Source organism: Bradyrhizobium roseum (assembly GCF_030413175.1).
GTDB classification, from domain to species: domain Bacteria; phylum Pseudomonadota; class Alphaproteobacteria; order Rhizobiales; family Xanthobacteraceae; genus Bradyrhizobium; species Bradyrhizobium roseum.
This window is the reverse complement of sequence record NZ_CP129212.1, coordinates 2,736,671-2,750,823: the sequence shown is the minus strand read 5'-3', so window position 1 is coordinate 2,750,823 and position 14,153 is coordinate 2,736,671. Positions and strand designations below refer to the sequence as shown.

Genomic DNA, 14,153 nt, shown 5'->3' with positions numbered 1-14,153 from the left:
TGTCTGTCCCTACCCTCGGCAGCGGCGCCGGTTGTCGCCGGCGCCGCCGCTGTCCGTCAATTGAATTGCGAGCGCTTGTAGTAGCCGCTGTCGATCAGCACTTTTTCCCAGTTGCTCTTGTCGACCACGACAGGCTTCAGCAGATAGGACGGTACAACCTTGACGCCGTTGTTATAGGTCTTGGTGTCGTTGACGGTCACTTCCTTGCCGCTGAGCGCGGCGTCCACCATGTCGGCAGTGACGCGGGCGAGATCGCGGGTATCCTTGAAGATCGTCGAATATTGCTCGCCGCGCTGCATCGACTTGATCGACGGCACCTCCGCATCCTGGCCGGAAACGATCGGCATCGGCATGTTGCCGCTGCCATAGCCGACGCCCTTCAACGACGAGAGAATGCCGATCGAAAGACCGTCATAAGGCGAGAGCACGGCATCGACCCGCTTGCGGCCGTAGAACGCGCTCAGCAGGTTGTCCATCCGCGCCTGCGCCGTGGCGCCGTCCCAGCGCAGGGTCGAAACCTTGTCCATGCCCTTCTGGCCGCTGCCGATGACGAGCTTGCCGCTGTCGATATAGGGCTGCAGCACCGACATCGAACCATTGTAGAAGAAATAGGCGTTGTTGTCGTCCGGCGAGCCGCCGAACAATTCGATGTTGAACGGCCCCTTGCCTTCCTTCAGCCCGAGCCCCTGCTCGATCGACTGCGCCTGCAGCACACCGACCTGGAAGTTGTCGAACGTGGCGTAGTAGTCGACATTGGGCGTGTCACGGATCAGCCGGTCATAGGCGATGACCGTGATCCCCTTGGCCTTGGCCTGCTTCAGCACGTCCGACAGCGTGGTGCCGTCGATTGCCGCGATCACCAGCACCTTGGCACCCTTGGTCACCATATTCTCGACCTGCGAGAGCTGGTTCGGAATATCATCCTCGGCGTATTGCAGGTCGGTGCCGTAGCCGCGCTCCTTCAGGATTTTGACGATGTTGTTGCCGTCGTCGATCCAGCGCGCCGAGGATTTTGTCGGCATGGCGATGCCGACGGTCCCCTTGCTCTGCGCAAACGCGCCGGTCACCGCCGTCGCGGCCGTGGCTACCGCCAGCGCAACGGCCGACAATGTGGTCTTCAGACTGCTCATGCTTCACTCCCTTGATCTCAGTGGATCTATGGTTCGTTGATCGTCGGACCGCTGAATGCGGTTCTTGAAACGCGGTGTCCCGCGCGGTGGTGCGCGCCTCGTCGTCCTCCATCAATCCGTTGAAAGTCTTACGTCGGGCTCCGGGCGGCCGCGAGCGGCGACATCAAGCACGAAAGTGCGGCCATGATCGGGATCGGCGCGCTTGGCATCATCGTCCATTCCTTGCCAGGCCGAGGTGACCAGCAGGCGCGAGAAATCCTGCCCGATAAAGGCGGGACAGCTCGACTGCCGTGCAGGAACGCGCAAGCTGCGCTGGTGTTCGCCGTGCGGACTATAGACGTCGATACACCCGCCGCCCCAGCGCGCATTCCAGATCAACCCGTCGGCATCGACCACCGCGCCATCAATGCCGCCACCGCCCCGCCGGGTGACCAGCGCAGCAGGCTCGCCGCACGGCAGCCCCGTAGATGCATCGAGATCAACCCGGAACAGCGTATTCTTCCCGGTGTCCGCGAAATAGCCGATTGTGCCATCCGGCGAGAAGCAGATCGCGTTCGGGATGGTGATCTGCTCATAAAGCCGTGACAGCTCGCCGCGATGCAGCGCATAGATGGCGCCCAATTCGCGTTCGGCCTGGCGGCCCATGGTGCCGATCCAGAACGTACCGGATGGATGCACACGGGCATCGTTCGAACGCGTTGCGGCATTGTCCGCTTCGAGCGGACGATACAGCGTCATCCGGCCGTCCGCTGTCTCACGTATGTAAAGACCGTCGTCGGCGACGAGGAGCTGACGATGCGCATCGATCCGCCCAAGCGCGCTGCCCATCACGTTCAGCGCATGGATGACGATCCGTCCGGTGCCGAGGCTTGCTTCGAACAACTTGCGTTCGGCGATGTCGAACCACCATGCTGTATCGGTCGCAGCATCGTAGGTCGGTCCCTCGCCGAGATGACACCGCTCGCTGCAGAGAACGGTGGTCGGCACATCTTCCATTTCGACGTCGCCGCTCATCGCCCCGCTCCCCCAGGCGACTCTACCGCGGATTGTGTCTCGATTGCGCCGGGATGCGCATGCGTGAAGCGGTAGCGCGTGCTGTGGCGATAAACCTCGCCCGGCCCCAGCCGCGCGGTCGGGAAATCCGGCCGGTTGGGCGTATCGGGCCACGCATGCGGCTCAAGACAGATGGCATCGGACTGCCGATAGAGGCGGCCGCCTTTGCCGGCGGTCGACCCATCGAGAAAATTTCCGGAATAGACCTGCAGGCCCGGTTGGTTGGTGAAGAGTTCGAGCACGCGGCCGGACGCGGGCTCGGCGAGCCGCGCCGCGAAGTGCGGTTCGCTGCTCGTCGGGCCAAGGCAGAAATTGTGATCATAGCCGCGGCCAACGCGGATCTGCGGGTGGTCGTCGCGAATTCGCGCGCCTACCGCAGCGCCGGCGCGGAAGTCGAACGGCGTATCGGCGACCGCGCAGGGCGGCTGCCGCAGCGGGATCGCGCCGGCATCGATGGCAAGGAAATGATCCGCCGCCACGGTCAGGTGGTGATCGAGAATGTTCTGGCCCGAGCGCGCACCGGCCAGATTGAAAAAGCTGTGGTTGGTGAGATTGACAACGGTCGGCCGATCGGTGCGCGCCGTCATGTCGAGCGACAGTTCCATCGGCCCGGTCAATCGCCAGGTCAGCTCCACATCGAGCGTACCGGGATAACCCTGCTCGCCGTCGGCGCTGGTGTAGGCAAGCGTCACCGCCGGACGGTCGCCATCCTCGATCGCGACAATCCGCCAGTTGCGGCGATCGAACCCCTCCGGCCCGCCATGCAGCGCATTGACCCCATTGTTCGCCGCGAGCTGGACCTTCTTGCCGTCGAGCATGAAGCGCGCGCCGGCGATGCGGTTGGCGTAGCGGCCGATGGTGGCCCCGAAGAATTGTCGCCGGGCGAGATAGCCATCCAGGACGTCATGGCCGAGCACAATGTCGTCGCGGCGTCCGGCGGCATCCGGCACCAGCAAAGCCTGCAGCGACGCGCCATAGGTCATGATGCGCGCTTCCAGTCCGCTCGCCGCCTGCAGAACCACGCGCTCCACCTCGCCGCCGTCGGGCAGCATGCCGAAGCGGGAACGCGTAATGCGGGGGACGGCTGTGACGCTCATACCTCAATCCTCAAACGGCTCGATCGTGCGGCGACGCCCCAGCAGGAACGCGTCGGCGACAAGCTGGAGCGGTGCCAGATCGACGTCGCACTCGCCGCTCGCCGCGAGTTCGCGGAAGCGGCGATAGAGCGCGGGATATTCCGCCTTGTCGGCGTCGACGTGCTGCCGATCCCCCACCCTCAACTTCCTGCCGCCGTGCGAAAACGAGACCAGGCCGCCATCGGTCTCGATCTCGATGTCCCAACTCTGCGGACCGGTCTGGCGAAAATCGAACTCGGCCGCGATCTGCAGCCCGCGCGCATCTGACAACGCGAGGCTGACGGCGATCGGTGCATCGCGATTGGCGGGAAATGCCAGATCGGCCGAGGTGACAAACAGGGGTTGCGGCAGAATCCGCGTCAGGATCGAAAGCGCATTGATGCCGGGATCGAACACGCCAAGCCCGCCCGGCTCAAAGATCCAGGCCTGCCCGGGATGCCAGACCCGCACGTCTTCCTTCCAAATGATCCGGACGGAGTTGATCCGGCATCCCGCCAGCCATTGCCGCGCCGGCTCGACCGCCGGCGCGTAACGGGAATGCCATGCGGTGAACAGCGTGCGCCCCGCCGCCCGCGCGGCAGCCGAGAGCGGCGTGATCTCGGCCACGGTGGCGCCCGGCGGCTTTTCCAGCAGCACATGCTTGCCAGCGGCCAATGCGATTGCCGCCTGGGCCTGACGAACCTGCGGCGGCGTGCAAATCGCCACGGCATCGATGTCGGGTCCACCGTGCAACAACTCGACCAGCGTCGCCGCCTGCGGCACGCCCGGCAGCGAGGCAACGGGATCGGCCACCGCAACCAGTTCCACACCCTCGGTCGCAGCAATGGCCGGCACGTGCTGGTCGCGCGCGATCTTGCCGAAACCGACGATGGCGACGCGAAACGGATTCATGACTTTTCTCCAGAACCGAATGCCGGCGAGATCGCGCGCGCAGCGCCTGACGTTGCCAGCGTTCCCTCATGACGCCGCAGCCCGTTATGAATCACCTCGGCCATTGCCGATGAAGCCGCGTCGGCATTGCCGTCAGCGATCGCATCGACAATGCGCTGGTGCCAGAGCAAGACCGTCTCGCGATCCTGCGTCTGGACCGGCGCGCTGAGCAGGAACGAGGCCCGCAACGCCGCCTCGATGACATTGCCGATCGAACGCATGAACAGATTGCCGGAGGCATTGGCGACGGCCAGATGCAAAGCAAGATCGCCGTCGGCAAAACCAGTGGAGTCGGAGGCCTCCGCCCGCATATGCGCCATGCTACGGCGCAGTTCGGCAATGTCTGCCTCGGAGCGGCGGCCGGCCGCGAGCGCGGCGGCGCGCGGTTCGACGGCAAGGCGAATTTCGGCGAGATCATTGAGAAAGCGGCGATCGATGCCGGCATCGAGATGCCAGGCCAGCACATCGGCGTCGAACATGTTCCAGGCGCCGCGCTCGCGCACCACGGTGCCGACCCGGGCCTTGGTGGTGAGCAATCCCTTTGCGACCAGCGTCTTGACGCTCTCGCGCAACACCGGCCGCGATACGCCGAACATCGCCGTGAGTTCGGCATCGCCCGGCACGCGGCTGCCCTCGGCATAACGGCCGGCGATGATGTCGATGCCGATGCTGCGCGCGACCTCGGCGTGGTTGGAATGGGCGCGGCGCGTCGGGATGACGACAAGCCGGGACGTCATGGTTTCCACCCTAACAATTTTGGTATCGAGGCACCTTTTGGTGGTGCTTTGTAGATCAGAGCCACAACATTTTCATGAAAAGCGGGTGATGACTAGTCATATTATTTGACTATTTGGTTGCGCACGTCGTTCCGAAAATCGCGAATTGGAACGTCGAGATCGTCGCGAACCGCGGCGGCTTACACCCCTGCCCGCGCTATTTCTTCGTTGCGCGCTGCAAAAACTGCACGAGCGCAGCGCGGTCCTGTTCGGAACCGATACGCTGCTCCGGCATCTTGGTGCCGGGCGTATAGGCCTGCGGCCCGACCTCGAACAGTTTTGAGACCGTCTCGGGCGTCCAGACGATGTCGAGACGCTTGAGCGCGTCGGAGAAATCGTAACCGGATGCGGTGGCGATACGCCGGCCGAAGATTCCGGAGAGCGTGGGTCCGGCGCGGTTGGCCTGATCAGCGCCCAGCGTGTGGCAGGCGACACAGGCGCGAAAGATCTCCGCGCCGCGATCGCCGGCATAGGCGGCGAGCGGATCGCCTGCCGTCTCCAGCAAAATCGGATCGACCGGTTCGCCGGTCGCTGCATTCCAGCGCCGGATGATGCTGTCAGCGCCGCCCGTGAGCAGCGTGCGGCTATCCGGCATGAAGGCCACCGACCAGACCGGCAGGCCGGGACCGACCAGCGTGCGCGCGAGCGTGCGCGCCTTGCGGTCGATCACCGCAACCGTGCCGCCGATGCCTGCGGCGGCGAGCAGCGCGCCGTCCGGCGAAATCGCAATCGAGATCACCGGCCTTGGCCCTGCGGCAACCTCGCCGGCCGGCGCGCCGCCTGCGGTCAGGAAATAGACCTTGCCGTCCGCGCCGCCGACCGCAATTTCACCGTCCGCGCCTGTGGCCACGGCATTCAGCGGGGTCGGCATCGGAACGACGGCCGGCGCTTGCGCGCCGGACAGTGGCCAGATGCGAACGCTGAGATCGTAACTGACGCTGATCACGGCGCGGCCATCGGCGGTGAACGCGACGCCGTTGACGTTCTGGGTGTGCCCGTCGAGCACGCGCGGCGCGCCGCCGGCCAGCGGCCAAAGCCTGACCGTGTGATCCCATGAGGCCGACGCGAGCGTTGCGCCATCAGGCGATACCGCCAGCGCGGCGATCGGCGCGGTGTGGCCTTCGAGCACCGCATCGGGCTCCGTCTTGCCGAGAGTCCAGATCGCAATGCGGCCATCCGCGCCGGCGGTCGCGGCACGCCCCGGGCTCAGCAGTGCGACGGCGTTGACGGCGTCGGCGTGGAAGCGAAGCACCTGCTCGGCGGCATTGCGCGCCAGCGACCAGCGGATCGCCGTCGAATCAAAACTGCCGGAGATCGCGGTCTGCCCGTCGGCCGCTATCGCCAGCGCCCGCACCGGCCCGCCGTGCCCGCGCAGTTGCGCGACGGCCTCCGTGGTGCCCGCAGCCAGCGCGACCGACAAGGCGGCAACAATCGCAAACGCCGATAGCATAACCCTGGCGAATGAGCCGATTGCGGCCATGCGTTGCTGCATCCGCATCGCCTTCAGCGCACGCCCGGCCTGTCGCGATCGAGCCCCTTGGCCTGGAGGTCGTCCAGGTAAGCCTGCAAGCGTGGCTCGGCGTTCTCGCCGAGGTCGCGCAGGAACGCCCATGAATAGATGCCGGTCGAATGCATGTCGTCGAATCCCAGTCTGACGGCGTAGTTGCCGACAGGATCGACGGAAAGAATGGTCACATTGCGTTTGCCGCCGACCGTCTTGCGCTCGGCTTCGGAATGCCCCTGCACCTCGGCCGACGGGCTTGTCACCCGGAGCAGTTCGGCGGACAAGTCAAAAGTGCGGCCGTCGTCAAAGGCAACGTGCAGCGAACGGCGGTCCTTCGGCAGGCGGATTTCGACCGGCCACGCCAGCGTCACGTCGGGCACGCGCACCGCCGGCGTCAGCTCGGGCCGATCAGGTTGTTGCCGGGATCGCCCACCCTGGCGCCTGACGTCGTGAACGCGACCGAGCTTGGCTCCTGGATCTTGTTGAGCACCATCGCGACGCTGACGGCGGCGAGAATGGCGAATGCCACAGCCAGAACAAAGGATTTCATGTCACTTCCTCAGGTTTGACGAGGCCAACGGATCACTCGGCCGGCACGGCGTGCGGCGTACGGTCGGACGGCGCGCCAGACTTCTTGTGCTGTTCCTCGACCCAGAGCGCGTGATGCTCCTTGGCCCAGTTGAGATCGACCTCGCCGGTCCCCATCGCATCGAACGCGCCCTCCATGCCGATCGAGCCGATATAGATGTGCGCCAGCATCGCGGCGATGAACAGCATCGCGATCACGGCGTGGATGATGGTCCAGAACTGCAGCTCCGTGACGTTATCGGGCAGATAGGGAAACAGCAGGAACCAGCCGGACACCGACATCAGCGCGCCGCCGATGATCACGATCCAGAAAATGCCCTTCTGGCCGGCGTTGAAGCGCCGCGCTGGCGGATGCTTGCCGTTGGCGAGAATGCCGCCGCCCTGCTTGATCCACTCCAGATCGACCTTGGCCGGAATGTTGTCCTTGATCCAGATCAGGAACATAACGACGAGGCCCAGCATGAACGGGAACGCCAGATAGTTGTGCGCGAGCTTGGCCCAGGCCGACATGGCCGAAAAGGCGTCCGCGCCGAACAACGGCAGGATCAGCGTGCGGCCGAAGCTGACATTCAGGCCCGACAGCGCAAGGATGATGAAGCAGCTCGCCGTCAGCCAGTGGGTGAAGCGTTCAAAACTGGCAAAGCGCAGGATCGTCCGCCCCGAAAGGCCCTGGTGCACGCGAATCCGGCCGCGCATCATCAGGAAGATCGCCAGCACGGCCAGCATGCCGAGAATGGCAATGCCGCCGATCCACGGCAGCTTGCTGCGATGGAAGTCGCGCCAGTCGCGCCCGGCAGGCTGGATCAGGTTGGCGGCGTTCCGGTCAGGGATCGAAATGCGGCCGGTGATCTTGTCGCCCTCCTTCAGCGCATTCAGGAGCTTGTCCTCCTGCACCGCCTCGGCGGTCGGCTTGAAGGATAGCTGGGCCGTGGCAGGTTGTGCGACCACCACCAGCAGCGCGAATGCGGCGAGCAGCGCCTTGAAACCGGCGAGATTGAGAATTGAAGATGAGCTTGGCATGTGCACAACGCCCCTTAGGTTATTGGAATTAGGCAAGTGCCGCCGCGCCGGGGCGTGGCGGCCTTGGGATCAGCCGGTCGGTGAATCGGCGTAAGCCGTCTTCCAGCCCCACATGCCGGAGCCGTAACCGCGCTTCATCACCCGCTCCTTGTAGATCTCGGCGATGATCGCGCCGTCACCCGCGAGCAGCGATTTGGTCGAGCACATCTCGGCGCAGATCGGCAGTTTGCCTTCGGCGAGGCGATTGGCGCCGTATTTGGCGTATTCGGCCGGCGTCGAATCGGCTTCCGGGCCGCCCGCGCAATAGGTGCACTTGTCCATCTTGCCGCGCGATCCGAAATTGCCGACCTTCGGATATTGCGGCGCGCCGAACGGACAGGCGTAGAAGCAATAGCCGCAACCGATGCAGAGGTCCTTGGAGTGCAGCACCACGCCGTCGGCCGTGGTGTAGAAGCACGACACCGGACAGACCGCGGCGCACGGCGCATCCGTGCAGTGCATGCAGGCCATGGAGACCGAGCGTTCGCCGGGCTTGCCGTCGTTAATGGTGACGACGCGGCGCCGGTTGATGCCCCACGGCACTTCATGTTCGTTCTTGCAGGCCGTCACGCAGGCATTGCACTCGATGCACCGGTCGGCATCACACAGAAATTTGACGCGAGCCATGATCTATTCTCCTCTCACGCCGCTTGGATCTGGCACAGGGTCACTTTGCCCTCGTGCATGCCGGTCACCGGGTCGTAGCCGTACGAAGTGATGGTGTTGACGCTTTCGCCGAGCACGATGGGATCGGCCCCCTTCGGATATTTACTGCGCTGGTCGACACCCTGGAACCAGCCGGAGAAGTGGAACGGCATGAACGCCACGCCCTTGCCGACACGGTCGGTTACCAGCGCCTTGACGCGGGCCTTCGAGCCGCCTTCCGGTCCCAGCACCCAGACCCAGCCGCCATCCTTGATGCCGCGTTCGGCGGCGTCCGAGGTGTTGACCTCGACGAACATGTCCTGCTGCAACTCGGCAAGCCACTTGTTCGACCGGGTTTCTTCGCCGCCACCTTCGTATTCGACCAGACGTCCTGAGGTGAGGATGATCGGGAATTGCTTGGCAAGTCCCTTGTCCACCGCGGCCTTCTGGACCGAGAAGCCGAGATTGGCCATGCGAAACTGACGCCCGTCCGGGCGCGTCGGGTATTTCGCGACAAGATCGGGCCGCGCCGTGTAGATCGGCTCGCGATGGACCGGCACTGGATCTGGCAGATTCCACGCCACCGCGCGCGCCTTGCCGTTGCCATACGCCATCACGCCATGTTCGAGCGTGACGCGGATGATGCCGCCCGACAGATCGACCGCCCAGCCGACGGTATCGGGATTGTTGCCGCCGATCTTCTGGATCGTCGCCAGTTCGGCCTCGGTAAGTTCCTTGTCCCAGCCGAGTTTCTTGAGCACACCGTAGGTGAACTCGGGATAGCCGTCGGTCAGTTCGGAGCCCTTGCTGTAGGAACCTTCGGCCAACAGGTTGACGTTCTTCACCGAGCCGTCCGGCTGCTTCTCCTCGTACACCACGCCGAAACGGGCGCGGAACGTGCCGCCGCCGTCCTTGGCGTGCAGGTTTGTGTTGTAGAGCGTATGCGTGCCCGGATGCTTGATCTGCGGGGTGCCCCAGCACGGCCACGGCAGGCCGTAATAGTCACCGCCGATCTCGGGTTCGTCGGCCTTGGCGCGCAGCGTCACCAGGTCGAACTTGCCCTGGTTGTTCATGTGCACCTTCAGCCGCTCCGGCGACTGGCCGGAATAGCCGGTCGAGAAGCCGCCGCGGTTGATTTCCCGCAGCACGTCCTCAGGTACCGGACGGTTGTTCTCCACCTTGATGTTCTTGAACATCCGGTCGGCAAAGCCGAGCTTCGACGAAAGCCGGTAGATGATCTCGTAATCGTCCTTCGATTCGAAGATCGGCTTGACGACCTGTTCGCCCCACTGGATCGAACGGTTGGAAGCCGTGCGCGAGCCCGAAGTCTCGAACTGGGTACAAGCCGGCAACAGGTACGTGCCGTTCTTGCGGTCCGAAATCGCAGCAAACGTCGTTGGATGCGGATCGGCAACCACCAGCAATTCGAGCTTTTCGAGGCCCTTCACCATTTCCGTCATGCGCGGGATGGTGTTGCCGCCGTGGCCCATGATGACCACGCCCTTCACGACGTCGCGCTGATCGACATCGTCAGGGTTGGCCAGCGTGGCGTCGAACCAGCGGGTCCACGGGATACCCGGCAGTTCCATGTTCTGCTTGCGGGTGCGCGCCGGACGGCCCGACTTCGCCGGCACCTCGTCGAAGCGCGCCTGCAAGTAGTCGTACTCGACTTCCCAGACGCGCGCCCAGTGCTTCCAGGCGCCTTCGACCAGGCCGTAATAGAGCGGCAGCGTCGTGATATCGAGGCCGATATCGGTCGCGCCCTGCACGTTGCAGTGGCCGCGGAAGATGTTGGCGCCGCCGCCGAATGTGCCGACATTGCCGGTCGCCAGCAGCAGATTGCAATACGCACGGACGTTGGCGGTGCCGACGGTGTGCTGGGTGCCGCCCATGCACCAGATGAAGGTCGCGGGCTTTTGCTTGGCGAAGGTTTCAGCGACCTTCTTGACCTGTTCGCCGGGAATCCCGGTGACGCGCTCGACTTCTTCGGGCGTCCACTTCGCGACTTCGGCGCGGATCTGGTCCATGCCGTAGACGCGCTGCTTGATGAATTCCTTGTCTTCCCAGCCATTGTTGAAGATGTGGTGCAGCATGCCCCAGATCACCGCGATGTCGGTACCGCTGCGGAACCGGACGTATTCGGTGGCATGGGCCGCGGTACGGGTGAAGCGCGGGTCGAGCACGAACACGTTGGCGCGGTTGGTCTCCTTGCCGGTCAAAATGTGCTGCAGTGAAACAGGATGCGCTTCGGCGGCATTCGAGCCCATGAAGACGATGGTCTTCGAATTCCGGATGTCGTTGTAGGAATTGGTCATCGCGCCGTAGCCCCAGGTATTGGCGACGCCGGCGACGGTGGTGGAGTGGCAGATGCGGGCCTGATGGTCGATCGAGTTGGTGCCCCAGAACGCCGCGAATTTGCGGAACAGATAGCCGCCTTCGTTGGAGAATTTCGCAGAGCCCAGCAGGTAGACCGAGTCGGCGCCGGACTTGGCGCGGATCTCGAGCATCTTGTCGCCGATCTCGTTGATGGCCTGGTCCCACGCGATCTTCTGCCACTCGCCGTTGACGAGTTTCATCGGGTACTTCAGCCGGCGATCACCGTGAACGAGTTCGCGGACCGAAGCGCCCTTGGCGCAATGCGAACCGCGGTTGATCGGGCTGTCCCATGCCGGCTCCTGGCCGACCCAGACGCCGTTCTGCACTTCGGCAATCACGGTGCAGCCGACCGAGCAATGCGTGCAGATGTTCTTTTTGATTTCCGTCGGCGCTCCGACGATCTTCGGCCCGGCCTGCGCCTTGCGCACCGATCCGAGCGGCATCAGTCCGATCGCGGCGCCCGCCCCCGCGGCGAGGCCGGAACGTCGCAAGAACGTGCGGCGGTCGAGAACGCCAGACGCGAGGCCGGCGGCGATGCCCTGCAAACGCGCCCTGCCCGCGGATCCGTCTTTTCGCTTCATCAACATGAGCGTTGTCCCATCAATAGCGGTTGACGCGATAGTAGTTCTTGACGTGATCGGTTTCCTTGTAGCGCGCCTTGACGCGCTCGGCCTGCGACTCGTCCGCAACCGCCTCGCCGCCGGCGAGCGGCACAACGGCAGCCGCTGCGACCGCCGATCCGCCCATCAAGAACAGGCTGCGCCGATCCACGACCGCGGCCGGTGGCTTGATCTTGCCTTCAGATGGCTTGCTCATTGCGATCTCCTTTTCCACGTTACCTGTCGCCATCACTCGGACAGCGTAAAGGCCTCGGATTCCAGTTCCATAAAGACGCGACCGGCGCGACCGACGGTGCGGTAGAAGCGCGCTGTCGGCGACATTTCGAGATCGGCGAACATCCGTGACGCCCACGGCTTGAGATGCCGCTCGAAAAAACGCATCTGTTCGGCGAACTCGGCTTCGAAGTCGTTGCGCGCGAGACCCGCCATCACCTCAAGCAGGATCGCGATGTGATCTTCCGGCTCCCGCGAGGTGCCGGCGCGCTCGATTCCGAGCGCATCCAGGTCTGCGCGCACCCGCGCCAGCGGTCGCTCGTGCAGGAAGCCGGTCAGATAGTAGGAGGCGTAGGGAAGCAGTTCGCCGCGACCGAGGCCGATAAAGAGGTCGAAGAATTCCTTGCTGACGGCGCGATCGTCAGTCGCCGCAGCTGCTGCAGCGAGTTCGATATGCGCCATACCGAGATCGGACGCGTCGCCCTTCAGCGTCGCCACACGCCGGAGCGTGTCGGCGTCAGGCGCCTTGCCCAGCAGTAACGACAGCAGGCCGTATTCCGCTGCGCGCAATTGATCGATCTCATCGACCTCGATGTGCGATTTCACCTGATCCTCGGGTGTTCCGTATAGATCGGGACGCAGCACGAAGCGCCCGACCTGCGTCAGAGCCTCGACGGCAAGAACGCGCTCCGCCGGAATGCGCGACCACGCCGAAACCGACGGCTGCGCAATGCCCAGTTTACGCGCCAGCGACCCCACGCCACCCGCTGTCTTGATAGCTAGTTCCAGCCCGGCATCACGCATGGTGGTACCGATTCTCCTGCCGCACTCGCGCCCGCCCGTGTCCCCAGGCAAACAAACTTAGAATTGGAATTATTCCAAGCTGAGAGTTTCTAACATAGGCTGTGCCTATGTCCGCAGAAACTTTTGTCTAACGATCGGTTTTGCGGTGCCATGACGTCGCAGCGATTGTTGCGGCGCAACAGTTCCCATCTGCGGAGATTGTTCGGGCGACATTGATTCGCCGTTATCGTCATCGGCCGTTGAAATGGCTTTATTTTCCGGCGCATCCGTCTCATTCACGCGCCCGATAGACTCTTCCGACAGATCGGATGCAGATGGTCCGGAGCGAGAAACCGCGACGTCTTCCAAAGAATTCGAGTCAGAATTGATCGTTTCGGCCGCAGGTTTACCCATGATCTGCGACACCAGCCGGGCCACATCGACGCCCGCATCAAGTTCACCGCCACCGGGAACCCCGCCTGGCGCATTCCAGTCATAAGCGTATTCGAGCGCTGGGCTGACGTAATTGCGAATCGCGGGGTCCAGCGCCCATGATTTTCGCAAGGCTGCATTTCGCAAATGTTCGGGCACCCCGTTGCGCAGAAATGCCGTGATGTCGGTGCTTCCGGTCAGCTCTTCGAGCTTCGGCAAGGTCGATAGATCGAATTGCGGCGCGACATCCTGCCCTTCCGGTTCGGGTGAGCCCGATGATTCGGCATTTTCGACCGCTTGCGCGTCCGGCTTTGGCTCCGGCTGCTTTGCCTCCTGCTTGCGCTGCGACCAGCGCGCCAGAAAGCTGCGATCGGAATCGTCAGGGCCACTCATCGGCGTCCCGTCCCTTCGTCCGACCGCCCGTCCGGCACGCGCGGCCGCTCGCCCGTCGCGCGATCCCGCTTGCGCTTGTGGAACACGCGCTCGACATGGAACCGGTCGACATAGGCAGCGACCCATGATGCGATCTCGGGCGGCATCGGCACGGTGCCGATCACGTCGCAGCCGCTTTCGAACATCGCCTCTCCTTCGGTCGGGTCGGCAGTCACTTTCGTCAGCTCGAGTTCGGCGCCGCCTTCCTGGCGCCGCAGCGCTACCCAGATGCGCGGCGCGCCATCGGCGAGGTTATCGCGATAATTCGCCGTTTCCGCGCTGAACAGCTCGATGCTGGCTGCGCCGGCATAATAGGTCGTGGTATCGGCCTCGGTGGACAACACGGTCCAGGGCGCGGTGGCGGGGACCTCATCCAGGATCAGCGCCGGCGACCACAATTCGTCGATCCAGGGATTGTCGACCGAACGACGCCGCACCACCACGCCGACCTCGCGGGATGCCTCTGTCATTGCCAT

Annotated in this window: 15 protein-coding genes; all 15 read right to left on the bottom strand. The window is 64.0% G+C overall.

Going from position 1 to position 14,153, the window contains the following annotated elements; translation table 11 throughout:
* Positions 1-56 precede the first annotated feature (56 nt).
* Complete coding sequence (chvE, locus tag QUH67_RS12915) at positions 57-1,130, bottom strand: multiple monosaccharide ABC transporter substrate-binding protein (RefSeq protein WP_300947071.1); 1,074 nt, start codon at positions 1,128-1,130, stop codon at positions 57-59.
* A gap of 111 nt (positions 1,131-1,241) precedes the next feature.
* A complete protein-coding gene (locus QUH67_RS12910; protein ID WP_300948027.1) occupies positions 1,242-2,126 on the bottom strand; it encodes an SMP-30/gluconolactonase/LRE family protein in 885 nt (294 codons plus the stop codon).
* A 14-nt stretch (positions 2,127-2,140) separates the two neighbouring features.
* On the bottom strand, positions 2,141-3,280 hold the full coding sequence (locus tag QUH67_RS12905) for an aldose epimerase family protein (protein WP_300947070.1): 1,140 nt from the start codon (positions 3,278-3,280) through the stop codon (positions 2,141-2,143).
* A 3-nt stretch (positions 3,281-3,283) separates the two neighbouring features.
* The gene (locus tag QUH67_RS12900; RefSeq protein ID WP_300947069.1) at positions 3,284-4,210 is read right to left on the bottom strand and encodes a Gfo/Idh/MocA family protein; all 927 of its coding nucleotides are present in this window, start codon (positions 4,208-4,210) and stop codon (positions 3,284-3,286) included.
* Positions 4,207-4,986 carry a FadR/GntR family transcriptional regulator gene (locus QUH67_RS12895; RefSeq protein WP_300947068.1) on the bottom strand — a complete coding sequence of 260 codons (780 nt, stop codon included), beginning with the start codon at positions 4,984-4,986 and terminating at the stop codon, positions 4,207-4,209. Before QUH67_RS12895 ends, QUH67_RS12900 begins: the two co-directional genes overlap by 4 nt.
* A gap of 196 nt (positions 4,987-5,182) precedes the next feature.
* Positions 5,183-6,505, bottom strand: a complete 1,323-nt coding sequence (locus tag QUH67_RS12890) for a c-type cytochrome (protein ID WP_300947067.1) — start codon at positions 6,503-6,505, stop codon at positions 5,183-5,185.
* Positions 6,506-6,528: 23 nt separating this feature from the next.
* Positions 6,529-6,900, bottom strand: a complete 372-nt coding sequence (locus tag QUH67_RS12885; RefSeq protein ID WP_300948026.1) for a DUF971 domain-containing protein — start codon at positions 6,898-6,900, stop codon at positions 6,529-6,531.
* Between the two features lie 23 nt (positions 6,901-6,923).
* The gene (locus QUH67_RS12880) at positions 6,924-7,079 is read right to left on the bottom strand and encodes a hypothetical protein (RefSeq protein ID WP_300947066.1); all 156 of its coding nucleotides are present in this window, start codon (positions 7,077-7,079) and stop codon (positions 6,924-6,926) included.
* A gap of 32 nt (positions 7,080-7,111) precedes the next feature.
* The gene (locus QUH67_RS12875) at positions 7,112-8,137 is read right to left on the bottom strand and encodes a formate dehydrogenase subunit gamma (protein ID WP_300947065.1); all 1,026 of its coding nucleotides are present in this window, start codon (positions 8,135-8,137) and stop codon (positions 7,112-7,114) included.
* Between the two features lie 69 nt (positions 8,138-8,206).
* Complete coding sequence (gene fdh3B, locus QUH67_RS12870) at positions 8,207-8,803, bottom strand: formate dehydrogenase FDH3 subunit beta (RefSeq protein ID WP_100418683.1); 597 nt, start codon at positions 8,801-8,803, stop codon at positions 8,207-8,209.
* A gap of 14 nt (positions 8,804-8,817) precedes the next feature.
* Positions 8,818-11,784 (bottom strand): formate dehydrogenase subunit alpha, encoded by a 2,967-nt coding sequence (locus tag QUH67_RS12865; protein WP_300947064.1) that lies wholly within the window; start codon positions 11,782-11,784, stop codon positions 8,818-8,820.
* 13 nt (positions 11,785-11,797) lie between these two features.
* Complete coding sequence (locus QUH67_RS12860; RefSeq protein WP_300947063.1) at positions 11,798-12,013, bottom strand: hypothetical protein; 216 nt, start codon at positions 12,011-12,013, stop codon at positions 11,798-11,800.
* Positions 12,014-12,045: 32 nt separating this feature from the next.
* Complete coding sequence (locus tag QUH67_RS12855; RefSeq protein ID WP_300947062.1) at positions 12,046-12,834, bottom strand: molecular chaperone TorD family protein; 789 nt, start codon at positions 12,832-12,834, stop codon at positions 12,046-12,048.
* Between the two features lie 105 nt (positions 12,835-12,939).
* Complete coding sequence (locus QUH67_RS12850; RefSeq protein WP_300947061.1) at positions 12,940-13,638, bottom strand: DUF3306 domain-containing protein; 699 nt, start codon at positions 13,636-13,638, stop codon at positions 12,940-12,942.
* A complete protein-coding gene (locus QUH67_RS12845) occupies positions 13,635-14,147 on the bottom strand; it encodes a DUF3305 domain-containing protein (RefSeq protein ID WP_300947060.1) in 513 nt (170 codons plus the stop codon). The genes QUH67_RS12850 and QUH67_RS12845 overlap by 4 nt, the downstream gene beginning before the upstream one ends.
* Positions 14,148-14,153 lie beyond the last annotated feature (6 nt).

Coding starts and splice junctions, on each gene's coding strand:
- chvE (WP_300947071.1), bottom strand. CDS start 1,130: ATGAGCAGTCTGAAGACCACATTGTCGGCCGTTGCGCTGGCGGTAGCC.
- QUH67_RS12910 (WP_300948027.1), bottom strand. CDS start 2,126: ATGGAAGATGTGCCGACCACCGTTCTCTGCAGCGAGCGGTGTCATCTC.
- QUH67_RS12905 (WP_300947070.1), bottom strand. CDS start 3,280: ATGAGCGTCACAGCCGTCCCCCGCATTACGCGTTCCCGCTTCGGCATG.
- QUH67_RS12900 (WP_300947069.1), bottom strand. CDS start 4,210: ATGAATCCGTTTCGCGTCGCCATCGTCGGTTTCGGCAAGATCGCGCGC.
- QUH67_RS12895 (WP_300947068.1), bottom strand. CDS start 4,986: ATGACGTCCCGGCTTGTCGTCATCCCGACGCGCCGCGCCCATTCCAAC.
- QUH67_RS12890 (WP_300947067.1), bottom strand. CDS start 6,505: ATGGCCGCAATCGGCTCATTCGCCAGGGTTATGCTATCGGCGTTTGCG.
- QUH67_RS12880 (WP_300947066.1), bottom strand. CDS start 7,079: ATGAAATCCTTTGTTCTGGCTGTGGCATTCGCCATTCTCGCCGCCGTC.
- QUH67_RS12875 (WP_300947065.1), bottom strand. CDS start 8,137: ATGCCAAGCTCATCTTCAATTCTCAATCTCGCCGGTTTCAAGGCGCTG.
- fdh3B (WP_100418683.1), bottom strand. CDS start 8,803: ATGGCTCGCGTCAAATTTCTGTGTGATGCCGACCGGTGCATCGAGTGC.
- QUH67_RS12865 (WP_300947064.1), bottom strand. CDS start 11,784: ATGTTGATGAAGCGAAAAGACGGATCCGCGGGCAGGGCGCGTTTGCAG.
- QUH67_RS12860 (WP_300947063.1), bottom strand. CDS start 12,013: ATGAGCAAGCCATCTGAAGGCAAGATCAAGCCACCGGCCGCGGTCGTG.
- QUH67_RS12855 (WP_300947062.1), bottom strand. CDS start 12,834: ATGCGTGATGCCGGGCTGGAACTAGCTATCAAGACAGCGGGTGGCGTG.
- QUH67_RS12850 (WP_300947061.1), bottom strand. CDS start 13,638: ATGAGTGGCCCTGACGATTCCGATCGCAGCTTTCTGGCGCGCTGGTCG.
- QUH67_RS12845 (WP_300947060.1), bottom strand. CDS start 14,147: ATGACAGAGGCATCCCGCGAGGTCGGCGTGGTGGTGCGGCGTCGTTCG.